Source organism: Pseudomonas sp. B20, assembly GCF_020515755.1.
GTDB classification, from domain to species: Bacteria; Pseudomonadota; Gammaproteobacteria; order Pseudomonadales; family Pseudomonadaceae; genus Aquipseudomonas; species Aquipseudomonas syringae.
In genome coordinates, this window is the sequence record NZ_JAHPJG010000001.1 from 426,774 (window position 1) to 450,526 (window position 23,753).

Annotated in this window: 21 protein-coding genes; 15 read left to right on the forward strand and 6 right to left on the reverse strand. The window is 57.3% G+C overall.

The genetic code is table 11. The features are described from left to right. Positions 1-32 precede the first annotated feature (32 nt). The 7 genes from LIX91_RS01855 to LIX91_RS01885 all read left to right on the forward strand — a co-directional run bounded on the left by LIX91_RS01855 (position 33) and on the right by LIX91_RS01885 (position 6,302). On the forward strand, positions 33-533 hold the full coding sequence (locus tag LIX91_RS01855; protein WP_103697257.1) for a hypothetical protein: 501 nt from the start codon (positions 33-35) through the stop codon (positions 531-533). A gap of 30 nt (positions 534-563) precedes the next feature. Then, positions 564-1,001, forward strand: a complete 438-nt coding sequence (locus tag LIX91_RS01860) for a nucleoside deaminase (RefSeq protein WP_032703096.1) — start codon at positions 564-566, stop codon at positions 999-1,001. A gap of 211 nt (positions 1,002-1,212) precedes the next feature. Further along, positions 1,213-2,034 (forward strand): alpha/beta fold hydrolase, encoded by an 822-nt coding sequence (locus tag LIX91_RS01865; protein WP_003418283.1) that lies wholly within the window; start codon positions 1,213-1,215, stop codon positions 2,032-2,034. After that, positions 2,024-3,211 carry a PAS domain-containing sensor histidine kinase gene (locus LIX91_RS01870; protein WP_103697255.1) on the forward strand — a complete coding sequence of 396 codons (1,188 nt, stop codon included), beginning with the start codon at positions 2,024-2,026 and terminating at the stop codon, positions 3,209-3,211. Before LIX91_RS01865 ends, LIX91_RS01870 begins: the two co-directional genes overlap by 11 nt. A gap of 113 nt (positions 3,212-3,324) precedes the next feature. Further along, positions 3,325-4,509 (forward strand): GAF domain-containing sensor histidine kinase, encoded by a 1,185-nt coding sequence (locus LIX91_RS01875; RefSeq protein WP_003418278.1) that lies wholly within the window; start codon positions 3,325-3,327, stop codon positions 4,507-4,509. Positions 4,510-4,759: 250 nt separating this feature from the next. Further along, a complete protein-coding gene (locus LIX91_RS01880; RefSeq protein ID WP_003418274.1) occupies positions 4,760-5,083 on the forward strand; it encodes a hypothetical protein in 324 nt (107 codons plus the stop codon). Positions 5,084-5,138: 55 nt separating this feature from the next. Next, positions 5,139-6,302 carry a PQQ-dependent sugar dehydrogenase gene (locus LIX91_RS01885; RefSeq protein WP_003418272.1) on the forward strand — a complete coding sequence of 388 codons (1,164 nt, stop codon included), beginning with the start codon at positions 5,139-5,141 and terminating at the stop codon, positions 6,300-6,302. A 93-nt stretch (positions 6,303-6,395) separates the two neighbouring features. On the opposite strand, the gene LIX91_RS01890 is transcribed toward LIX91_RS01885, so the two are convergent. Beyond that, positions 6,396-6,704, reverse strand: coding sequence for a PepSY domain-containing protein (locus LIX91_RS01890; RefSeq protein ID WP_003418269.1), 309 nt, complete (start codon positions 6,702-6,704; stop codon positions 6,396-6,398). A gap of 302 nt (positions 6,705-7,006) precedes the next feature. Here LIX91_RS01890 and LIX91_RS01895 point away from each other — a divergent pair, with 302 nt between their 5' ends. The 5 genes from LIX91_RS01895 (at position 7,007) to LIX91_RS01915 (ending at position 13,824) form a co-directional block, all read left to right on the forward strand. Continuing rightward, the gene (locus LIX91_RS01895) at positions 7,007-9,181 is read left to right on the forward strand and encodes a TonB-dependent siderophore receptor (protein ID WP_226487899.1); all 2,175 of its coding nucleotides are present in this window, start codon (positions 7,007-7,009) and stop codon (positions 9,179-9,181) included. A 386-nt stretch (positions 9,182-9,567) separates the two neighbouring features. After that, positions 9,568-10,884 (forward strand): MFS transporter, encoded by a 1,317-nt coding sequence (locus tag LIX91_RS01900; RefSeq protein ID WP_046271093.1) that lies wholly within the window; start codon positions 9,568-9,570, stop codon positions 10,882-10,884. 492 nt (positions 10,885-11,376) lie between these two features. After that, a complete protein-coding gene (locus LIX91_RS01905) occupies positions 11,377-11,646 on the forward strand; it encodes a helix-turn-helix domain-containing protein (RefSeq protein ID WP_003363345.1) in 270 nt (89 codons plus the stop codon). 182 nt (positions 11,647-11,828) lie between these two features. Then, positions 11,829-12,563 (forward strand): hypothetical protein, encoded by a 735-nt coding sequence (locus LIX91_RS01910; RefSeq protein WP_226487900.1) that lies wholly within the window; start codon positions 11,829-11,831, stop codon positions 12,561-12,563. A gap of 391 nt (positions 12,564-12,954) precedes the next feature. Beyond that, entirely contained in the window at positions 12,955-13,824 is an 870-nt protein-coding gene (locus LIX91_RS01915) for a hypothetical protein (protein ID WP_032703095.1), read from the forward strand. Between the two features lie 4 nt (positions 13,825-13,828). Here the strand turns inward: LIX91_RS01915 and LIX91_RS01920 are convergent, their stop codons facing one another. From LIX91_RS01920 to LIX91_RS01940, 5 genes are all read right to left on the reverse strand, one after another. Continuing rightward, a complete protein-coding gene (locus LIX91_RS01920; RefSeq protein ID WP_046271090.1) occupies positions 13,829-14,905 on the reverse strand; it encodes a diguanylate cyclase in 1,077 nt (358 codons plus the stop codon). A gap of 299 nt (positions 14,906-15,204) precedes the next feature. Next, positions 15,205-16,407, reverse strand: coding sequence for an MFS transporter (locus LIX91_RS01925; RefSeq protein ID WP_003412721.1), 1,203 nt, complete (start codon positions 16,405-16,407; stop codon positions 15,205-15,207). 203 nt (positions 16,408-16,610) lie between these two features. Then, complete coding sequence (locus tag LIX91_RS01930; RefSeq protein ID WP_003412718.1) at positions 16,611-17,198, reverse strand: hypothetical protein; 588 nt, start codon at positions 17,196-17,198, stop codon at positions 16,611-16,613. 131 nt (positions 17,199-17,329) lie between these two features. After that, positions 17,330-18,142 carry a VacJ family lipoprotein gene (locus LIX91_RS01935; protein WP_003412714.1) on the reverse strand — a complete coding sequence of 271 codons (813 nt, stop codon included), beginning with the start codon at positions 18,140-18,142 and terminating at the stop codon, positions 17,330-17,332. After that, positions 18,135-19,433: a hypothetical protein gene (locus tag LIX91_RS01940; protein ID WP_003363327.1), complete on the reverse strand. Its 1,299-nt coding sequence runs from the start codon at positions 19,431-19,433 to the stop codon at positions 18,135-18,137. The genes LIX91_RS01935 and LIX91_RS01940 overlap by 8 nt, the downstream gene beginning before the upstream one ends. Positions 19,434-20,612: 1,179 nt before the next feature. On the opposite strand from LIX91_RS01940, the gene LIX91_RS01945 reads away from it, so the two are divergent. From LIX91_RS01945 to LIX91_RS01955, 3 genes are all read left to right on the forward strand, one after another. Next, positions 20,613-21,467: a glycine betaine ABC transporter substrate-binding protein gene (locus LIX91_RS01945; RefSeq protein WP_003412711.1), complete on the forward strand. Its 855-nt coding sequence runs from the start codon at positions 20,613-20,615 to the stop codon at positions 21,465-21,467. Positions 21,468-21,701: 234 nt separating this feature from the next. Further along, entirely contained in the window at positions 21,702-22,013 is a 312-nt protein-coding gene (locus LIX91_RS01950) for a DUF485 domain-containing protein (protein WP_003314526.1), read from the forward strand. Further along, positions 22,010-23,668: a cation acetate symporter gene (locus LIX91_RS01955; RefSeq protein WP_003363323.1), complete on the forward strand. Its 1,659-nt coding sequence runs from the start codon at positions 22,010-22,012 to the stop codon at positions 23,666-23,668. Before LIX91_RS01950 ends, LIX91_RS01955 begins: the two co-directional genes overlap by 4 nt. The last annotated feature ends 85 nt before the right edge of the window (positions 23,669-23,753 follow it).

Sequence of the window (23,753 nt, forward strand, 5' to 3'; positions counted from 1 at the left end):
AGGTCTGGGTCAATCGATGCTCGGGAGGCGTCATGACTGATCACGTTCGGGGCTCGCGCGGTACTTGGCAGACCTGCCTGGCATTGCTGGCCTGTCTGTGCCTGGACGCGATGCATCCGGCCAGCGCCGAAGAGGCCGACGACATGGCGCTGGCCCTGGTGGAACAACGAAACCTGGGCGAAGGTCTCGCCTGGCTGGGGTATCAGGTCGCCTCGCGCACGGCCACGTTTGCCGGTATCGTGCAGGCTGTCGGCAAGACTGAAGCGCAGGAACTGGTACAGAAGGAATTGCAGCGCCTCAAGCCGGAATATCAGGCGCAGTGGGACCGCAACCTGGCAGCCGCTTATGCTCATGCCTTTACCGCCGAGGAATTGCGTTCGCTCAATCAGGGCGAGGATTCGCCTGCATTGGGGAACAGATTCAGGGCGAGAAATACCCAGGTCAGCACCGATATGAAAGCCCGATCATCGGAGCTGCTGGGACAATTTGTCAGTCGTGCGCTGGGCAATGCCGAGGCAGCACTGCGACGCTGACAGCTATTTTGACGAGACGAGGCAAAGAACATGGACGCATTCATGCAGGCAGCATTCGATGAGGCACAACTCGGGCTGAAGGAAGGTGGAATCCCTATCGGTTCGGTCATTGTCCACGGCGGAAAAATCATCGGTCGAGGCCACAACCGTCGTGTACAAGAGGGCAGTGCAACGAAGCATGGCGAGATGGATGCGCTGGAAAATGCCGGTCGCCAGCCGGCCAGTGTTTACCGTGACTCGGTTCTCTACACCACGCTTTCGCCTTGTGCGATGTGCAGCGGTGCGATCCTGCTCTACGGCATTCGCAAAGTGATCATCGGTGAGAATGCGTCATTCATGGGCGAGGAAGAACTGCTGCGCTCGCGTGGCGTGCAGATCGACGTGCTGGATAACCCTGAGTGCACACACATGATGAAAGACTTTATCGCCAGCAAGCCCGAACTGTGGAACGAAGACATCGGCGAGTGAATCCCGCGTCTTGTCAGCCCCACGCTCCGCGCTCATCGTAAATCTGACTGCTCATCGTACCAATGCTCCGCATTGGCATGCAGTTCGTGACGCTCCTGCCTTAAAGTGCGGTTTGTGCCACTAATGTGCCTTTAACGGTGATAACCTCCTCTCATCTTTATCACGGTATGCACATACCCAGCCGTTTACCTGGCCATTTTCGGAGCCCGATATGTCGGTCCAGCAGCGCAACAACGTCAATATTTCAGGCGACGGACCGATCACTCTGATTTTCGCTCATGGATTCGGCTGCGATCAGAACATGTGGCGTTTTATGGCGCCGCACTTCGCAGAGCGCTTCAAGGTCGTGCTGTTCGACCTGGTGGGCAACGGCAATTCGGACGTATCGGCCTGGTATCCGCACAAGTATTCGTCGCTCAAAGGCTATGCAACCGACTTGCTGGAGGTGGTCAACGAGTTCGCCGCAGAGGGGCCGGTGGTGCACGTCGGTCATTCGGTCAGTTGCATGATTGCCGTGCTGGCCGAGCTTCAGTCGCCCGGCCGGTTCGACGGTCACATCATGATTGGTCCATCCCCGCATTACCTCAACGAGAAAGATTACCTGGGTGGATTCAATCGCGCCGATGTCGACTCATTACTTGAAACACTGGAAAGCAATTATCTTGGCTGGTCGAGCACCATGGCGCCGACACTCATGGGCGCCTCGGATCGACCTGAACTGAGTGAAGAACTCGCCAACAGTTTTTGTCGCACCAATGCCGAGATCGCCAGACAGTTTGCCCGCGTGACGTTTTTATCCGACCATCGTGCCGATGTCGCGCAACTCAAGAGCAGAACACTCATTCTGCAAAGCAGCGACGATATGGTGGTGCCAGTCGAAGTGGGTGAATATTTGCACCGCGTCATTACCGACAGCACCCTGCGCATGATCGACAACGTAGGGCATTACCCGCACATGAGCGCAGCCCAGGAATGCATTACTGCGATGAATCAGTTTCTGGCCTCTTACGAGAGCGCCGCACATGACCGTTGAACAGGTGAGTCTGCCTGTCACGGAAGACCTCTACGAGCATGCGCCCTGTGGTCTGTTGATCACGTTGCCCAACGGCACTATCGAGCGCGCCAACCTGACGTTTTGCCGATGGCTGGGGCTGGAGCGCGACGCTGTTGTGGGCCGCCGCTTTCAGGAACTGCTGAGTCTGGCAGGCAAGGCCTTTCTGCAGACTCACTGGGCGCCCACGCTGCAGTCGCAAGGTTCAATTGCCGAGGTCAAGGTCGAGCTGATTCATGCCGATGGCCGCCCCATTCCGATGATGCTCAATGCCGTACGCCGCGAGTACCCGTCGGGGTATCTGCATGAAGTGGCCGTGTTCCTGGCCGAAGAGCGCAACAAGTACGAGCGCGAACTGCTGGCTGCCCGCAAGATCGCCGAAGAGCTCCTGCAACAGCAGATGACCGTGCAGAGCGAGCTGACCTCGGCGCGCAATCGCTTGCGTCTGGCGCATGCCGAGGCGGAGATCCGGGCTATTTTTGCCGAACAGATGATTGGCATCGTCAGCCACGACCTGCGCAACCCGCTGGCCGCGATCAAGATGGCTGCCGGGCTGCTGGAACGCACACCGCTCGAGTCGCGCCAAGAGCGGATTCTGGGACACATCAACCATTCCACCGACCGTGCCGATCGCATGATTGTCGACCTGCTGGATTTCACCCACGCCCGGGTCGGCAGTGGCATTACCGTCGTACCTCAGCCTGTCGATTTTCACGCAGTCGTCGCCCGGGGCGTCGAAGAGCTGCGCCAGGTTTTCCCGGATCGGGTGCTGACCCATCGCAGCGAAGGGCAGGGCGCGTGTTCGGCTGATCCTGACCGCCTGCTGCAGATGCTTGGCAATCTGGTCAGCAATGCCATCAATTACGGCACCGACGACGGCGAGGTTTTGATTACGTCGTCGTTCGACACCTGGATGATCAAACTGTCGGTGCACAACGTGGGTGAGCCGATACCCATGGAGAAGGTAGACGACCTGTACGAGCCCGTCGTACGCGTAGTCAGCGACAGTGACGAGACGCGCACCGTCGGGCTCGGCCTGTTTATCGTGCGCGAGATCGTTCGAGCCCATCTGGGCGATGTGACGGTTCGTTCTTCGGCTGAAGAAGGCACGACCTTCACCGTGGCGTTTCCGCGTCCCCCGGCGAAAACCGAGGTTTGATCAGGTTTCATGCAGATTGACGATCAACCCGTGTTATTCACGGGTGCAGAAAAATCGTTACAGTCCTAAACTAACGTGCTGCGTCATCACATCAAGGCTCATACAGGTTCTACATGCGGCGATCCATTTCAAATGATGTGGCCACGATCAGTCGGATCAGCGCGGTGCCGGCCATCCTGCAGGTCATTGCCGAATCCACCGGGCTGGGCTTCGCCGCCGTGGCGCGTGTAACCGAAACCACCTGGACGGCCTGTGCGGTCCTGGACACGCTCGATTTCGGTTTGAAACCCGGCGGCGAGCTCGAGCTGAGCAGCACCATCTGCCACGAGATTCGCAGCTCCCACAAGGCTGTGGTGATTGATCATGTCGCCGAGGACCCGCTGTTCTGTACGCATGAAACACCACGTCTGTACAGTTTCCAGAGCTATATCTCGGTGCCGATCTTTCTTTCCGACGGCTCCTTTTTCGGCACCATCTGCGCGCTGGATCCCAAGCCGGCGAAGCTGATCGGTACGCCCATCGAAGCCATGATGGTGTCGTTCGCACGTCTTCTGGCGCTGCAGATTGAGGCCGAGGAAAACCTGCAACAGGCGCGTGAAGACCTGCTCGCCGAACGTGAGGTGGCTGAGCTGCGCGAGCAGTTTATCGCCGTGCTGGGGCACGACCTGCGCAACCCGCTGTTTGCCATCAATGCCAGTGCCGAATTGCTGTTGCGTCGTCCGCTGGATGAAAAGGCCCAGCAGGTCGTGCAACACATCCTGACCTCTGGCCAGCGCGCCTCGCAGTTGGTCGATGACGTGCTCGATTTTGCCCGAGGCCGCATGGGTCATGGCATTCCTCTCAGTATCCATGAGGCGCCCGGCCTGGATAAAACCCTGGAGCATGTGATTTCAGAGGTGCAGCGCGTCCACCCGTCGCGGCCGATTCACTCGAACATAGGCGAGCTGGAGCGTATCCGCTGCGATCACGAGCGGATCGCGCAATTGCTCTCCAATCTGGTGTCCAACGCGATCAGCCATGGTGATGCCGAGAGCCCGGTCGAAGTGACGGCAGGCGTGCATGGCGAGGTGTTTGTGCTCAGCGTTACCAATCAGGGGGAGCCGATACCTGAATCGGTTCGTGCGCAACTGTTCCTGCCGTACTCAAGACCCATCACCGACGAGCCGCAAGCCGGGCTCGGACTGGGCTTGTACATCGCCAGCGAGATAGCCATTGCCCATGGAGGTACGCTTGAGGTGTGCTCGACGCGCGAGCAGGGCACGGTCTTTACCTTCAGCATGCCGTTGAAGTCTGCGTAGGCACCCTGCGCCAGCCTGTGCCTTTTGAGCGCACAGGCTGCTCATCAAGTGCTTTTTTGGGCTCCGCAAACCTTGGGCTGCAGGCCGTTGCGTCGTTCGGCTGCGACAGCCCTGACCATCCTTGTTACAAACTCTCCCAGCGCTTTGCTTGCTCATCGGCAGTGTCGCGTCGAACCTGAGGCCCGGGTTGCCATCAAAGGCCTGAGCCTTAACGGTTACTCCGAAGTTTTCACTTTGCCCAGAGGTAGTGATGAACAGTTTTGTGCGCAATCTTGTCGGCGGCGTGCTTGTTGCGTCATGCAGCATCGGTGCGGTCCAGGCGCAGACGCTGCCAAACAGCACCCTCAACAACGGTGCCAGCAGCAACCCCTATAACAGCCCGATTCACCGTGCCAACCCCAACAGCCGCCAAGGCACCGAGTCCAGCGTGCCACCGTCCCGAGGCCCCAACATCGCGCCGCCGGTGCGCAAGCCCACTCTGGAAAACGGTGGCATCGGCAACGGCTACCCTACGCGCCAGAACACGCCACGTCCTTCTACTACTCCGATAACCGACCCCAAGCGCGGCAACTGAATTTTCAACCCGGCGAACCATTGCGGACGTCGACTCAATGCATAAGGAAACGCTCATGCTTAGAAAAACCCTGATCGCGACATTGTGTACTGCAGCCATTCTGAGCCTGCCACTGACGGCCAGCGCCGCTACGGAGTCCTACAAAAGCGAACTGGGCACCGTCACGGTGACGCCTGTTGTCGAAGGTCTGGATCATCCATGGGCGCTGGCCTTTCTGCCTGACAGGCAAGGCATGCTGGTGACAGAGCGTTCCGGCAACCTGCGCGTTGTGTCGGCGGATGGCAAATTGTCTGCACCGCTTTCCGGGGTGCCGCAAGTCTGGGCGCAAAAGCAGGGCGGTTTGCTCGATGTGGTGCTGTCACCGGACTTCGCCAAGGACCGCATGGTCTATCTGACCTACTCCGAGGGCAGCGGCAAGACGGCCGCCGAGGGTGATACCGCCGGCACTGCCGCAGGGCGTGGTCGTCTGTCCAAGGACATGACCCGTCTGGAAGACTTCGAAGTCATCTTCCGCCAGGAACCGAAACTGTCGGTGGGCAACCACTTCGGCGCGCGGATGGTCTTCGATCGCGACGGTTACCTGTTCATCGCGCTGGGCGAAAACAATCAGCGCCCCACTGCGCAGGATCTGGACAAGCTGCAGGGCAAGATCGTGCGCATCTATCCGGACGGCAGCGTACCGAAAGACAACCCGTTCGTGGGCCAGAAGGGCGTACGCCCCGAGATATGGTCCTATGGCCATCGCAATCAGCAGGGCGCCGCGCTCGACCCCTGGACCGGGACGTTGTGGACCAACGAGCATGGTCCCAAGGGCGGTGATGAGCTGAATATCATCGAGCGTGGCGCAAATTATGGCTGGCCGATCGCGACCCACGGTATCGACTACTCGGGTCAGCCGATTTCGGAGTCCAAGGGCAAGGTTGTCGAAGGGACCAAAATTCCGTTCCAGGTCTGGGAAGTGTCGCCGGGCCTCAGTGGTATGGCGTTCTATGACCACAGCCTTTTCAAGGCATGGGATCACAGTGTATTCATCGGTGCGCTGGCCACTGAAGAGTTGATCAGGCTGCAGTTCGAGAATGACAAGATCGTCCATGAAGAACGTCTGTTGAAAGACATGAAACAGCGCATACGGGATGTGCGTCAGGGGCCGGACGGTTACTTGTATCTGTTGACCGACGACGATAAGGGAAGTCTGCTGAAAGTGGGCTTGGCTCAGTAATAAACTGTTAACCGCTTGAAAAAGAAAATTCCCACAATGCTGTGGGAATTTTCTTATTAATTGCTTGCGGTGGTAACCGGTAAAGCAGTCGGATCAATTATCCTTTGCGTCACGTACCACTTCGCCCGTCTTGGCATCAACGTCGTAGTTCCACTCCACACCCTTGGCGTCTTTCAGTTCGATCTGATAGATCAGGCGGCCGGTGCGGTCCTTGTCCAGTTCGGTATCGCTGACCGTGAAGCCCTGGTGCTTGGCAACGGCCTGTTTGTTGAACTGTTCGAAGTCACCCAACGCCTGCGACTTGTACAGGCGGATCACTTCATCGGGACCAACGTCAGCCTGGGCGGCACCTGCAACAGCAGTGAGGGCAACAGCGGCGAAAACGGCAGGCATAAGTTTCATGGGGTATTCCTTTCTGATTGATCTGTCTTGATTGATTCATCACACGCTGATTGGTTCAGCGGTTTTGTTGAACTCAGATTATCCGCGCTTACTTAATTCACGCTTAATTATTCAAGTGTGCGAAGCGTTTTGAAGCCGGTCTCGCTCTGCTGATTCGTAAGTAAAGTTTTCCCCTGCACTTCGTTTACAGGCAACGCATCACGTAAAGGTTGAAAAAAACCGGCAGTGAACGTAAAAGGTTGGCCCCCTGCCGGAAGGTGCGTCGCGTCTGTCCAGGCATCTGTCCTTGCGGAGTCTGCTCGATGAGAACGCCTTACCGACCTGCCATGCGCCACGCTTGGCGATTGTTACCGTTGGGTATGGCGGTTGCCTCGCCGTTGCTGGCCGCAGAGGCGCTCAGCCTGGATGCGGTCAACGTCACTGGGTTCAGCGAGCCGGAAAGCACCGGCGACTATAAAGCTGAGCGGGCATCGATATTCGGGTTAGATCAGGCTTCACTGCTCGATACGCCTGCCTCGGTGTCAGTGTTCAGCGCTGCGTTGATCAAGGACCGTCAGGCAAAGCTGCTGAGTGAAGTGCTGCGCAACGATGCGTCGGTCGGCGACGGCTATGCCCCGGTGGGCTATTACGAAAACTTTGTGGTGCGCGGGTTTTCGTTGAACGCGGCCAACAGTTATCGCATCAATGGCCGCAGCATTGCCGGTGAGCAGAATGTAGCGCTGGAGAACAAGCAGCAGGTCGAGTTGCTCAAGGGGCTTTCCGGCCTGCAGAGCGGCGTGGCCGAGCCCGGTGGGGTCATCAATTATCAGACCAAACGGGCGCAGGACGTTCGCTCGGTCACGGTCTCTACCAACGAACATGGCGAACGCTACATCGCGACCGACGTCGGTGGCTGGTTCGGCAGCGAGCAACAGTTTGGCCTGCGCGCCAACCTTGCCCACGAAGACATTCGTTCGTATGTCGAACACGCCGATGGCCAGCGCGATTTTGCCTCACTGGCGTTCGACTGGAACATCAGCGAGCGCGCCCTGCTGCAACTCGATGTCGAGTACCAGACCAAAGAGCAGCGTTCGGTGCCCGGTTATCAGCTTCTGGGCGGCACTGCGCTGCCTCACGATGCCTCGCCACGTAAATTGCTGGGCTACCAGAACTGGTCCAATCCGGTCGGTATCGACTCGCTGAACATGAACGGACGTTTCGAATATCGCTTCAATGACAGCTGGAAGGGCAGTCTCAGCGCGTCACGCAGTCGCGTGGTCATCGATGACTACAGTGCCTTTGCGTGGGGGTGCTACGGCTCGGCCAGTTGCGCAGGGCAAGCGGTGCCTAACCATTTCAGTGCCGAGGGCGGTTATGACATCTATGATTTCCGCAGCCCTGACGATACGCGTCGCAACGATGAAGTCGAAGCGGCCATGTCCGGCACATTCACTACCGGATCGCTGGGGCATGAACTGACCTTCGGCAGCAGTGCCTACCGCCGCACGGTCGATACGCGCGGGACCTTCAACGAATTCGTCGGCTCGGGCAATATCAATGAGGCACCTGAGCAGGTGGCACCCTCGACCCTGGCGCTTGCACATACCGAGCGCCGCCTGGACAGCCGCCAGTACGGGCTGTTTGCCACCGACCGGATCAGCTTCAACGAGCACTGGCAAACCGTGCTGGGCGGACGCGGGGTGCGGCTCGACGAGCAGACGTTCAACGAGGACGGCAGCGATGCACGACACACCGAGCGCTATGTGTTTCTGCCCCAGGCGGCGCTGATCTACAAGCCGGTGGACAATGTTTCGCTCTACACCAGCTACAGCAAGGGCCTGTCGCTCGGCGGGACGGCAGCGTGGTTCACCACCAATGCCAGTGAAATTCTTGCGCCGACCGTGTCCCGACAGCTGGAAGCAGGCATCAAGTATGACTGGCAGCGCATGAGCCTGACCGCCGCAGTGTTTCAGGCCCGCCAGGCCTACCAGTATTCCAGGCCCAACGATGACGGTACGTTCACTTACGTACAGCAAGGCGAGCAGAAAAACACCGGCCTTGAACTGGGGGCAAGTGGCTGGGTGACTGACCGCCTGCAGATATCCGCCAGTGCGGCGGCCATCCGGGCGCGCGTTGAAGACAGCGGCACCGACGCCTATGACGATCACCAGGCCCTCAATGTGCCCAGATACCGTGGCACCCTGCAAGCCGACTACAGCCTGCCGGTGCCCGGGCTCGCGTTGCTCGGCGGCGTGCAGTACAGCGCCAGCAAGTACGCTGACCGTGAAGGCACCGTGCAGGTCAATGACTACGCACTGTTCAATATCGGCAGCCGTTACAGCACCCGAATCAGCGGCTACGACACCGTTCTGCGCCTGACCGTCGACAACTTGTTCGACAAACGCTACTGGCGTGATGCTGGAGAGTATCTGGGCGACGACTACCTGTTCATGGGCGCGCCCAGAACGGCGAGACTGTCGGCCTCCGTCAACTTTTAGCGAAGGGCTCTGGTACGCGGAGCATCGGCACGCCAGTCGAGATGATCGTTCCGCGCGCTTCGGCGTGGGAATGCAGTCCGGAATGGCATGCGACGCAGAGCGTCGCACGATAGTTGCGATGATCGTTCCTCACGCTCCAGCGTGGGAATGCAGTTCTCGACGCTCTGCGTCGTCAAGAGGACGCAGAGCGTCCGGAAAGGCATGCGACGCGGAGCGCCGCACGATAATCGGATTATCCGTGCAGACCGACGCAGAGCGGCTCACGATAGTCGGGATCATCGTTGCCGCCACAGGCCTCAGCTCCGTATCAGTGCGCCCGCAAGCTTTGCTATTCTTCGCGCCCTGTGAGCGTCAGGCGCTCTTTTCAGCCATGTTTCGGGGGCTTCATGACGGCCATCGTTCAATCCACTCCGCAACCTTTCACCAAAGGCGACTACAAGACCCTGAGTCTTGCGGCGCTGGGTGGGGCGCTGGAAATCTACGACTTCATCATTTTCGTGTTCTTTGCGCTGACCCTCAGCCAGCTGTTCTTTCCCCCGGACATGCCCGAGTGGCTGCGTCTGCTGCAAAGCTTCGGGATCTTCGTGACCGGCTATCTGGCGCGCCCGCTGGGCGGGATTCTCATGGCGCACTTCGCCGACCGGCTGGGCCGCAAACGCGTGTTCAGCCTGAGCATTCTGATGATGGCCCTGCCTTGTCTGCTGATCGGCGTCATGCCCACTTACGCACAGATCGGCTACTGGGCGCCGCTGGTCCTGCTGGCGCTGCGCATCCTGCAAGGAGCCGCTGTGGGCGGCGAAGTGCCAAGCGCCTGGGTATTCGTGGCAGAACACGCGCCCAAGGGGCACCGCGGCTATGCACTGGGCGTACTGCAAGCCGGTCTGACATTCGGATACCTGCTGGGTGCACTGACCGCAACATGGCTGGCGCGGGTCTTCAGCCCTGGCGAAATTCTTGACTGGGCATGGCGTATTCCGTTCCTGCTCGGTGGCGTATTCGGTGTGGTGGGCGTCTGGTTGCGCCGCTGGTTGAACGAAACCCCGGTGTTCATCGCCCTGCATGCCCAGCGTGAACATCTGCCGGCGCTGCCACTTGGCCAGGTGCTACGCGATCATCGCCAATCCTTGCTGCCTGCTGCGCTGCTGACCTTTGTGCTGACCTCCGCAGTGGTGGTCCTGGTGGTGATTACCCCGACCGTCATGCAGCAGCGCTTTGGTATCAGTGCCAGCGACACCTTTGCTCTGAGCGCAGTCGGCATCGTGTTTCTCAATATAGGCTGCGTGCTGGCAGGCATGCTGGTCGATCGTATCGGCGCCTGGCGCGGCATCATGTTCTACAGCCTGCTGATGCCGATGGGCATCGGCGTGCTTTACACCAGCCTCATCGAGCAATGGATGCCGCTGGGTATCGCCTACGCGATTGCCGGGCTGGCGTGCGGGATTGTCGGTGTGGTGCCGTCGGTGATGGTCGGACTGTTCCCGGCGAACATCCGGGTGTCAGGCATCTCGTTCACTTACAACATCGCCTATGCCTTCTGGGCCAGCACCACGCCATTGATGCTGATTGCCCTGATGCCCTGGAATATCTGGGTGTGCGTGCTGTATAGCCTGATCATGGGCGCCACGGGCCTGATGACCGCTGCAGTATTCGGCCTGCGCCGTGGCGTGGTGGTGGATGACCTGGCAAGCGGTAAAGCCGGATAACTCCGGGGCGGGGGGCGCGGCGACCGCTGTTCTCGCACACACCGGCAATGCCCGCTGCTCACCTCTTGTGTGGGGTGAGTGGCAACTCGAATATGGCCGGAAAGTTCCGGGCGGCAGACGCATTCAATTGTAACAAGTGATTGTAATTCCGTTTAGTCAAGTCTATCTTGCCCGTCTCTATAGTGTTTGCGTTATTTATCTAATGCGCTGTTGGTTCGTGCCTGCGCGAAATATTTTTCAGGCGAACCACTCATGATGTCGATAAAAAGGAATGCGTAATTATTCTGTATTTGCTGTAGGAGTTTTCCTCGGTATTTAAATATTAAAGATTTTTCTTACAGCTTTCAGCTTTCAGCTTTGTTGCGAAGCTTTGAGGGCTATATCGTGTTAATGCAAAACAAGACTAAATAAAATGATTTCTGTGCCGATTTACTGTTTGGGTCATGGAAGACGAATGTAAGAAACATCCTACAAATTTGCCTGTTAGGCAAAATGATGGCGAGGGGAAGTATCATGTGGGTGACAATGAGAGAGCAGGAGGTTCTTGGCCTGTTGTTGCAGGGATGTACGAACAAGGAAATTGCCAGGCAGCTCAGTATCAGTGACTACACCGTTCGCGATCACGTATCTTCGCTGCTAAGAAAGAATCAGGTAAGGACGCGTGCCGAGCTCATGGCCAGGTGCGTATCTCTATTGCTTCCGGGGAACACTGCCCGACCCCCTACATCTGTCGGATTGCGCAGCGAACCAGCACATACATAATGTGTCTTGTCGCAACCTGTAACTTGTTAATGCAATGAGCACTGCTGACGTTTGGCGGTGCAATCAATAATACCGTGCTGCTCTGTGACTGCCGTCAGCCACTGCTTCCTGGCTGTCTGCAGAAAGGAATATTCGAAACCTGCTCGCACGACGAACTGTAAACAATAAAAAAGGAGCCACTCATGACTGTTTGTTTTGTTCGGGGCGAGCCAGGTGCCGACACGTCGTTGCGGCTGGACCCACTGCAGCCCGGCTTTAATACGACAACGGACTTCCAGCATCTGGCAACCCGGCAGTCCGCGCTTTCCGTAGCGCAACTGGCCGAGCAACAGGCAAAGCTGTCCGGACCTGTCGGCCTGTTTGCCAAACTCTGTAGGCAGCTTCGTTCGCATGGGCGTCAGTCACCCTTGCTCGAAGACATTGCCCGGCTTGAGGGCCGCAAGCGTCAATGGCTGGCCGAGCGCGCCGTACAATTTGCACTCGGCCTGCACGGCCGTCGGTCAGAAGCCGAGAACCCGTTCAAAGGCCTGGTGCGCGAAGACCTGTGCTGCATCGTATTCGATGATCCATCGCCGCACACGCTGGTCGAGCGTTATGCCGCCAGCGAAGCGCTGCGGGCTCAGGACAGTGAGTACTTCGTCAAACTCATAGCCACCACGCGCAATACCGTCGAACGGCGAATCGTCTTTCATGGTCTGCTCGAACACTTCGACCGGCTGTTGCCCATCGAGAAGAGCATCTATCCATTGAACTATCGCACTGTTCAGCAAGCACACCTCGATCATGAAGAAGCCCTCTACGGCGCACTGATAAAGCAGCAGCCCATCGGCACATTGCTTGAGAGGCATACGCCTGAGTGGCTGTTGGATAATCTGTCCGCATTTGAATTTTCCATTGACCGAGAGTGTGTCGGGTAGGTGGCGGCAAGGCGTATCAAGCAAGTCTGAGAAGTCACTATCATTTAGTGGGTGTTGATATCGGTCGGTGGATGTGGTTTTACAAGCGATTTAGGTTTTGTCTAATAAAAGATTTCAAGCTCAGTGCGCGGTGAATGATAAGGAATAGCGTTTTTAAGGCGTACACGAGTCGAGCTGTATTCAGATTGACCCAGGTATGCCAGGTGATACTGATCAATTTAATAGCTTGGGGTTCAGCTATGCATCGGATGTTTTGATAAAACACCAAGCTGTCAATGGACCTTGGCAAAGCAAACCTGCCGGGCCAGAAACAGTCACCTTTCATTTAACGTATTGATTGTCAATCCCTGGCGATAACCGCCAGGGATCTTTCGGGGCAGGAGCCAACGTCATGCGAGTCATAAGTTCCGGAGCAGATGCACTGATAGCCGCGCAACAACTTGACGATAAAAGAGCGGCAAAAAACATGCGCTCAATTGCCAATCCCACCCTCCGATCAACCTCTCCAGACTCTGCGGTGACCATCAGCGGCCAGGCCCTCCTGAAACACAGGGTGTTTGGGTTCGCGGACTCTGCTCGTTCTGCGCCCATGCTAGGAAAAGCCGAATGTGGAATGTCCATGCCCCAGGCATTTTTTTTAACCCGGGATGATCGGAGTCTGTTGGGTGACGTTTACGGTTGGGCGAGTGATCAGGGAGCTGATTTGAGCTATGTCGATGACCTGGCGTTTCAGTTGGCTTCTTACAGGGAGAGTGATGATGGAGGGATAATGCTTCGTCATAACCAGGGCAAAACATATGACATGGAAGGCCACAAGGTGTTCTACAGTTTTACCGAGCCGCACGCGGCCACCGCCAAACGTATTACCGAAAGTGATGGGTTAAAAACAACGCGGCTGGATCAGGGGTTCGTTCGCTTCATCACTGACAAGGACTACGGGTCCATAGGTCACAATAATTTTGAGTTCATGGAAAAAGTCATCAACAGGTTTTCAACGGCGGGGGAAAGGGACGAGCAACTGGGTGCAGACTTCACTACTTATAAAAGCCAGAAGAGTGACTACATAAGGACGCTGTCCAAGGAAAAATACACGCCGGGCGAAGGAGACTCTCAAGAAACGGTCGCCGTAAAAAAATCCACCAAACCCAAGGAAATAACACTGGAAAGCCTGCGTAACGATATGCGCGAGACGTTTCTGAAAGCGATGGGGGTCAAGAGTCTCTCATCCCTGTTCGACATGCTGTTCAAGGACAAGCGTTGACGGATCAGGCCTGTGCGCCAAGCGACTGGAGTTCTGGCGGCGCATCCTGAGGGCTGGCGACGCGGTTGCGGCCGGTGCTTTTGGCCAGATACAGCGCCTTGTCTGCTTCATGCAGCCACGACGACGCATCCGGCATTTCAGGGGAGTAGGCGGCAATGCCGATACTGAGGCTGACCTTGAGATCGCAATGCAGGGTATAGGTCATTTCGTCTATCGCCATGCGCAGGCGCTCAAGGATTTCCTTTGCTTGAAGCAAACTGGTGTCGGGCAGAATGACGCAGAATTCATCGCCGCCACAACGCCCGATCAGATCGGAATCGCGCAGGTTTTCTATCAGTGCTTCGCTGATGCTTTGCAGCACCGTGTCGCCCATCAGGTGGCCGTAAGTGTCGTTGATGACCTTGAAGTGATCGATATCGATCAGCGCGATGACGCACTCCTGATACGCGCCCTGGTTACTGGCGTACTTAAGGTCAAGCAGGTCCTTCCACGCGCCATGATTGAGCAGGCCGGTGAGGCTGTCGGTGCGGCTGACCTTGCGCAGGATGTTGCGGTGTTCCCATAACTTGAGTGTGACCTGATGGCTCAGCCAGCCAATGAAAATAGGGTAGGTCACCAGTACCGGAAGGCAGGCGTAGATCTGCGCCATGTTGCCATGCAGATTGACGACAGGGTCGAGCGCGGCCAGCGAAATCAGCACGCCCAGTGCCTGCATGCACAGGCCTTGCAGCATCAGACGTGGCCCGGCGGCGGCCATGTTATGCATGGCCATCATGGCGAGCACCGTAACCCCGGGAACTGCGCTGAAACCCATCGCGCCAACCCAGAAACCGCCCATCATCGAATCGAAAAGCAGATTGCGCCATTCAGCCTGGTAAGGCTCGCGCGACGTTCTTGCGAGCTGGTAAGCAACATGCGGCCACACCAGGCTATAGAGCAGTGCCAACAACCACGCCCAGTGTGCTGCATTCACGTAATACAAAGAAACAGCGACCGTCACAAAGCCAACGCTGACACCGAAGCATCTCGGGGCGTAGATCCGCTTGGCGAATGCCATCCCTCTGCGGTGATAGGTGCTCATAGATTCTTACCGGACATTACTTTCGAATCGGTCAGAAATCGACACCGCTTGACCGAAAGGCTGGAGTTTGAGCGTTCACTAGTGGCAAGGGAAGAGTATTTTGCCGAGGGGTGTCAAATAGCTACATATTGAGGAAAGGTTACTGTTTAAAAGTCAATTAAATGACAGAAACAGTGCTAAAACCTGTTCAAAAATATGACGAAATATACAATTTAATACACCGCTAATAACCGGGGCAGGGTGTCTGGTTGTTGGCATACACACTGCCCGGCGAGTTCAGTAACGCGACGGTCAGGCGGTTATAACGGTGCCTTGTTTTTCTGAGTGCTGGTCATCCATGCAACGGCAATGGACAGCAGCGCAACAACAGCGGCGACATACCCTACGGCACCCAGGCCCAGGTGCTCGATGGTAAGGCCTCCGATGATCGATCCCAGGCCGATGCCGGCATTGGCGGCCGAGACATTCAAGGTCCCTGCCAGTGCCTGGGCCTGAGGCGCTGCTTTCATCACCCTGATCTGGCAGATCGGAAACAGCGCCGTATGTGCGATCCCCCAAATCACCAGCACCACGGCCAGCAGCGGCATGGAGCCTGCGGCGGGTACGCTTGCGGTCATGCCCAGTGCGAGCAGCAGCGCAAAGGCCATGGTCGAGCCGAGCGGGCTGCGGTCCACATAACGTCCACCCAGGGCATTACCGATCAGGCCGACCGCGCCGAAGCCCATCAACCACCAACCCACTTGAGCCGATTCGATGCCCGCGATGCGTTCCAGTGTGTCAGCCAGGTAGGTATAGGCACCGAACATGGCCGTGAACAGCAGGATGGACAGCAGCAGGTTGGCGAGGAAAAACGGATCCCGGAGAATTTTTGCCTGCTCGGCGAGGCCGACCTTTGCAGTAGGTTCGATACGCGGCATCGACAGTGCCAGCAACAGGGCCATCAACGCTGACAGCAGCGTCAGCGCCCAGAATGCGCCGCGCCAGCCCACGGCATCGGCAAATACCGTACCCAGCGGAATACCGAACAGCATGGCAGCCGAGATGCCGAGGTACACCTGCGCAACAGCCTTGCCAGCGCGTTTCGGTCCGGCCAGCAGGCTTGCCGTTTCACTGGCGGTGCCCCAGAACACCGGCAAGGCCAGTGCCGGAATGAACCTCGCCAGCGCCAGCACCCAGATATTGCTCGACACCGCCGCCAGCGCGTTGGAGGCGGCGAAGATCAGCAGAATGACGATGAACGTACGCTTGCGGTCCAGGTGCGAGAGCATGGCCGTCAGCGGTGGGCCAAAGAGCATCACCGTGAAGGCGAACAGCGTCACCAGCAAGCCGGCAGTAGAAATGGAAATTCCCAGATCACGGGCCATTGAAGGCAACAGACCAATGATGAGAAATTCAGTGGTGACGATCACGAAGCCGGCGAGGGCCAGAATCGCGATGGACAAGCCGGCGCCGGTCGAGCTTTCGCCGCGAGCGCCGGAGGCAGTGGTTTCCAGAGAAGGCATTGTGCAGACCCATTAAAAATAAGTCCGCCAGCTTATTGCAGAAAAGAACTTCTATCTTTGCCAAGTTTTCCCTTTGTTGTGGACTGGAATTCACTAATAAGGGTTTCTTGGGCGATCTGCCAGGGTTCAGGCCCTGGTCGAGCGGTTATCCGGCGTGTTGCGGGTGGATTGAGCCACATCGGACCGGCGGACCGGTCCGCAGATCACTGGCCTATGACAGTCTTCACCAGCGCAGCATGCTCTTTCGGATTCTTCGCATTGGAGACCACGTTCAGCACGGCTGCGCGGCTACCCGATGCAGCGACGATCGATGTGCTCAGCACCTGAGCGTCACTCATGGTCGCCGAGGTGTCCAGTTGACGCACACCAAGACCGTTCTTCTTGACGATCTTCTTGTCGCCCAGCTTTTTGAAGTCCTTGTAGCCGGTACTCTGCTGGGCAAGGATGCCGGTGACCAGCCCATCAAGTACTGCGCCGTCGTTATCGTTGGCCTGCACGCCCATTGGCATAGGTGTTTCGGTAACGATCAGCACGCGCTTTTCGGCCGCATTGGTGTAGAGCGACCCCGTCACACCCTGAGCCTTGGCTTTTGCATCAATCTCGGGCATCTCGCCCTGCACGTAGCCCGCAGGGATGGTGAAGGCCAGTTTGCCGCCCAGCAGCGAAGCCTTTTGCACCGCAGCAGCGGGCGCAGCGGCCTGCGGCTTGGTGGCAGCCTGAACGCTGACCATGCTCTGACATGCTGCCAGTGCGACACACACAGCCATTGCCTTGAAACCGAAAGAGCGCATGGAAATTCCTTTTTGTCTGTTGATGACGGAGGCGTTTGCCTTGAGCCATGTGATTGGCCAGGCAGGTAAAAGTGCCAAAAAAAACGACCAGCCCGATCACTCCGGCTGGCCGTCGTTTTGCCGCGTTACGCTTATTCGGCGATCTGCAGCTTGCGCGACTCGGTGTAGACGTAGCGCACTTTTTCATACTCGAACGGCGAGTTGAGCTGGCCGTAACGGAAGCTGGTGACGTAACGGCGGTCAACGGCGCGCAACACGGTGATTTCCGGATGGTCGCTGCTGACTTCAGCCACGTTGAGGAAGTTGATCTGGTTTTCAGCCGTGTAGTCGAACAGCATGCCGCCGGTGTCACGCACGTTCGATGGACCGAACAATGGCAACACCAGATAAGGCCCTGCAGGGACGCCGTAGAAGCCCAGGGTCTGGCCGAAGTCTTCGCTCTGGCGCGGCAGGCCCATCATGGTCGCCGGGTCCCACAGACCGGCGATGCCGATGGTGGTGTTGAGCAGCAGACGGCCAGTGGTGTCCAGCGAGCGCTCGCCCTTGAACTGCAGCAGGCTGTTCAGCAGGTTGGAGACATCGCCCAGGTTGCTGAAAAAGTTGCTCACGCCGCTGCGCACGAAGCCGGGGGTGATGTAGCGATAGCCGTCCACGACCGGCAGAAATACCCATTCATCGAAACGGTAGTTGAAGTGGTAAACCCGGCGGTTCCAGGATTCCAGCGGATCATAGACTTCCAGCGCGTTGATGGAGGCGCGCTCGAACTCACGCTGATCCAGCCCCGGGTTGAATTGCAGCGATTTCAGCGGCTGAGTGAAACCATCAGCATCGGTCTGACGGGCCACAGTGGCCGGGTGCTGAGCCTTGTTGCTGGTATCCGCGTCAGCGGCCTGGACTGTGCCGGCACAGAGCAGAGCGGCAAGAAGTAAAAGACGTTTAGCCACGGAAAAACTCCAGCATGGCGTCGGTGTTGACGCGGTAATTAAGGTTGCCGCAATGCCCGCCGTACGGGTAAACGGTCAGGCGATCGCCAAAGGTCTTGCGCAGGAAGCCGAGGTCACCCGAGCCCAGGATCACGTCGTCGGCGTTGTGCATGACGGCAATCTTGGTGTTGCTGTGCAGGTAGTCCTTGAGCGCGTAGAGGCTGACCTGGTCGACCAGTTGCAGCAGGCTACCGCCGTCGGTGCGTGCGCGCCACATCGGGATGACCTGTTCGGTCAGGTAGCAATCGAAGTCGCACTGCAGAGCACGCTTGAGGAACGGCGTCAGGCTGGTGCCTTCGGTGATCGGGAATTTCGGTGGCGTGATCAGACCGCGACGGTTGATCAGGTCGGAGGTGAACGCGATGTCAGCCGACGAGAAGCGGAACGAGGTACCGATCAGCATCGCCATCTGTTCGTTGGTCAGGTGCTGCTTGGACTGCTGGAAGTCGAACAGCAGTGCATCGTTGAGGTCGATGTAACCCTTTTGGCGGAAGTAGCGGGTCAGCTTGGCCAACACCAGTTCGTAGAACGTGGTGGTGTTGTTGATGCCCTTGACGTTGGTCTGTACAAGTTTGTCGAGGTTGCTGATCGAGGTGTAGAGATTGACCGGCGGGTTGAGCAGCAGGACTTTCTTGAAGTTGAAGCTGCGACGGGTTTCGTCCAGCTTGCTGACGAATGCAGCATTCAGTGCGCCGAGGCTGTAACCGGTCAGGTAATAGTCGGTTACCGGCAATTGCGCCTGCTGAGCCCGAATGGCCTGCATGACGCGATAAATGTCTTCTGCATCGTCGGTGGAGACGCCAGGAGTCGCAAAGCGCGAGGCCGAGCTCATGAAGTCATAGCTGGTGGGCGAAGACAGCTGCACGACGTGGTAGCCCGCGCCGTAATAGAGCTTTTTCAGGAATTCATTGATGGTGCTGTTATACGGCGCGCCGGTGCCGGCGATCAGGAAGATCAGCGGAGCAGCGTGGTCCTGTTTGGCCAGGCGATAGTGCAACTTTTTCACCGCCCAGAAGTTGTCGGGCAGGGTGAACTCGCGCTCGGGGTGCAGGTTCAGGGTGTAAACATCCTGATCGATATCTTCATCGTCAGGCAGATCGGGGCGCAGATCGGGCGGTGTGGTCGCAATGGTCGCTTCAAACGGATTAGTCAGCGGGTAGCCATAGGTGGCAGAGTCGACGTTGGTTGCCAGAGCGGACGCACTTAAACACAAGCCACCTATAACGGTGGCGAGGCGCAGAAAACGGAGCATGACTAAATCCCTTGGGAAAGAAGTGCTGATGAGATACGCAGGCTATGACCAAGGTGTAGTGCCAAAGTGCCCCATCCACCGGTTAACCCTGTAAATATGACGGAACAATACACGTTCTTTGGATTTTGCAATGCAGATATGCGGTTTATTTTTGTATGACTCGTGTATCTGCTGCCCCAAAGCGACGTTTGCACGGCTGGTGATGATGGGCAGGCCATGGCCTGGAGACGAATTTTCCGACTTGCGGAAAGCACAAAGGAGAGCCGTAGCTCTCCTCCAATGTGGTTCACGTGCTCTTTTTATTGTTATAGGGCGGCCTGTTATTGTTGTTGGCGACCAGTCCCTTTACAGCGTTGTTGTGCGACCCCCAGCCGGGGTCAAGAGCAAACGTATTTTTTTGAGCGCTGATTCACTTTAATCACCTGCCTGCACAACGGGGTGATCCCACCGGTTCTGGAGCTACCTGACGGTAGTTTTATTGTTCTCTGTCCGGTCGCGAGGCCTTTCACTGAAAGGTCCCTGTAAAGCTGATCCACTCCAAAAAAATCTGTTAGCTGCGCCTCTGTCCGTTTTGTTCTTGTTGTGTCAGAGCCGTTACGTATTGTTTTTATTGGTTTGCTGCATCATTTGTTGTTTTTGTTGTACCAGAGATATAGCAGGACCCGTGCCAGTTTTTGAAAACTCTTTTAAATCAGTGGCTTGTGAATTCTGATGGTTGGCGCGTGGTCATAGAGCCGGAAAAAATGTTTCCGTGTTACCCGTTCGCGGTGGTGATCGTAAAGCTGCGGTAACACATCGTGTTTCCTTCGTAGCACGAGCCAGAGTGGTGCGCCGCAAGTCTGTGTCGTCTATACGACGATGGTATGGGGAAGGGCGTTCTCCTATGGGCATAAAGGTGTGCCCCTGCCGCTAATGGCCAGCTTCAGGCGTTTTTCGCTGTGCGTTGTCGTTGATGGCTCGTTGTTGTCGTTTCCCATTGCCCCAGTGTCGCAGACAGAGCATGCCTGCCTGTCGTGCAGGTCGATGATCAGGGTGGCGTTGCGGTGCGTTTGATTGCGCGTGGCAGCGATAAAAACGTGCAAGGCGCCGCGTGCCCCAAGGTCGGGCGCGAGGGCGGTCTGGAGAACAACGTTAACCATGCCCCGACAACCGTCGGTGCAAACTTCCGGGGAAGCGACAATGATGATGCGAAAAATACTGGGGGCGGGTGCCGCTCTGGTACTTGCGGTCAGCTCCACGCTGGCGATCGCCGAAACCAAGACCCTGACCATTGGCTATGTGGAAGGCTGGTCCGACAGTGTCGCGACCACCTTCGTGGCCTCCGAAGTGATCAAGCAAAAGCTTGGTTATGACGTCAAGTTGCAGTCTGTCGCCGCGGGGATCATGTGGCAGGCGGTGGCAACCGACAAGCTCGACCTCATGCTGTCTGCGTGGCTTCCGGGTACACATGGCGAGTACTACGCCAAGTACAAGGATCAGGTCGTCAACTACGGCCCCAACTTCAAGGACGCCAAGATTGGCTTGATCGTGCCTGAATACGTCAAGGCCAAAACCATCGAAGACCTGAAGACCGATGCTTCCTTCAACAAGAAGATCACCGGGATCGATGCGGGCTCGGGCGTGATGCTCAAGACCGATCAGGCCATCAAGGACTACGGTCTGGACGGCTATAAACTGCAGGCGAGCTCCGGCGCAGGCATGATTGCCGAGCTGACCCGCGCGGAGAAAGCGAAGAAATCCATTGTCGTTACCGGCTGGGTGCCGCACTGGATGTTCGCCAAATGGAAACTGCGTTTCCTGGACGACCCGAAAGGTGTCTACGGCGAGGCTGAAACCGTCGACAACGTTGGCAGCCTGGGGCTGGAGAAGAAAGCTCCTGAAGTCGTGGCCTTCCTGAAAAAATTCCAGTGGGCATCCAAGGATGAAATCGGTGAGGTGATGCTGGCGATTCAGGACGGTGCCAAACCTGAAGCGGCAGCGAAGGACTGGGTCGCCAAGCACCCGGACCGCGTCGCCGCATGGACTGCCAAATAGTCGCAAAGTGTCTGAATAGCCCTTCTCAAGGCCGTCTGGTGTTATCGCCAGACGGCCTTTTGTTTTTCTGCCCGGGAGTATTTTCCGTGTGACCGACTGCCGGCGGGTCCAGGCCGTGCGAGAAGAGGTATCTACAGCTAATGTCGTTCTAATACTAAGGTCGTCTGGAGTGCGCGCCGGACCCGACTAAAGTGCGTTACGTGACATCTCATCTGTGCTGCGAGGACAAAAACAATGAACGACAGCATTTACCTCTCGATTCAAAACAGCCCCCGTTTCAAGGAGCTGGTCTCCAAAAGAGAGCGTTTCGCCTGGATTCTCTCGGCGATCATGCTTGGCCTGTATGCGGCCTTTATTCTTTTGATCGCTTACGGACCCCATATTCTGGGGGCCAAACTAAGTCCTACTTCAACCATTACCTGGGGAATGCCGATAGGCGTTGGGCTGATTCTTTCCGCGTTCATATTGACGGCCATCTATGTTCGCCGTGCCAACGGTGAATTCGATGACCTGAACAACGCGATCCTCAAGGAGGCTCAGCAATGATCCGGCGCCTATCAGCAGCACTTGGCCTGGCCGCCTTCGCGCCGACCCTCTGGGCGGCAGACGCGTTGACGGGTGCAGTGCAGAAACAACCCCTGAACGTCGCCGCGATCGTCATGTTCGTGGTCTTCGTCGCCTTTACGCTGTACATCACCTACTGGGCATCGAAAAAGAACAAGACTGCGTCGGACTACTACTCGGCAGGTGGCAAGATCACCGGTTTCCAGAACGGTCTGGCGATTGCCGGTGACTACATGTCGGCAGCGTCCTTTCTGGGGATTTCCGCACTGGTCTACACCTCCGGCTACGATGGCCTGATCTACTCGATCGGCTTCCTGGTGGGCTGGCCGATCATCCTGTTCCTGATCGCCGAACGCCTGCGCAACCTGGGTAAATACACCTTTGCCGACGTGGCCTCGTACCGCCTCAAGCAAAAGGAAATTCGCACCCTGTCTGCCTGCGGCTCGCTGGTGGTGGTGGCGTTTTACCTGATTGCGCAGATGGTCGGTGCCGGCAAGCTGATCCAGCTGCTGTTCGGTCTGGACTACGCCGTTGCGGTGGTGCTGGTCGGTATCCTGATGTGCCTCTATGTGCTGTTCGGCGGCATGCTTGCTACAACCTGGGTGCAGATCATCAAGGCAGTGATGTTGCTGTCCGGTGCGTCGTTCATGGCACTGATGGTCATGAAGCACGTCAACTTCGACTTCAACATGCTGTTCTCCGAAGCGATCAAGGTTCACCCCAAAGGTGAAGCGATCATGAGCCCTGGCGGGCTGGTGAAAGACCCGATCTCGGCGTTCTCGCTGGGTCTGGCCCTGATGTTCGGTACTGCGGGCCTGCCACACATCCTGATGCGCTTCTTCACCGTGAGCGATGCCAAGGAAGCGCGCAAGTCGGTGCTCTACGCAACCGGCTTTATCGGCTACTTCTACATCCTGACCTTCATCATCGGTTTCGGCGCGATCCTGCTGGTCAGCACCAATCCGGCGTTCAAGGATGCAGCAGGCGCCTTGCTGGGCGGTAACAACATGGCTGCGGTTCACCTGGCCGATGCGGTCGGTGGCAGTCTGTTCCTGGGCTTCATCTCGGCAGTCGCCTTCGCCACCATTCTGGCAGTGGTTGCCGGTCTGACCCTGGCGGGTGCTTCGGCGGTTTCTCACGACTTGTATGCCAGCGTCATCAAGGCAGGCAAAGCCAACGAGAAGGACGAGATCCGTATCTCGAAAATCACCACCATTGCCCTGGCGGTCGTGGCGATCTTTCTGGGTATTGCCTTCGAAAGCCAGAACATCGCGTTCATGGTGGGCCTGGCGTTCTCGGTCGCGGCAAGCTGCAACTTCCCGATCCTGCTGCTCTCCATGTACTGGAAAAACCTGACCACCCGTGGCGCCATGATCGGCGGCTGGATGGGCCTGATCAGCGCAGTGGTGCTGATGGTGCTGGGTCCGACCATCTGGGTGCAGATCCTGCATCACGAGAAAGCCATTTTCCCTTACGAATACCCGGCGCTGTTTTCCATCGCCATCGCCTTCGTAGGTATCTGGTTCTTCTCCATCACCGACAAGTCGAAAGCGGCGGAGGGCGAGCGCGCTCTGTTCTTCCCGCAATTCGTCCGGTCGCAGACGGGGCTGGGTGCCAGCGGTGCGGTTTCGCACTAAGGCCAGGTTGTTGTGAACGAGAAGCAGCCTTCGGGCTGCTTTTTCATGGGCAATAAAAAAACCCCGCTTGAAAAAGCGGGGTTTC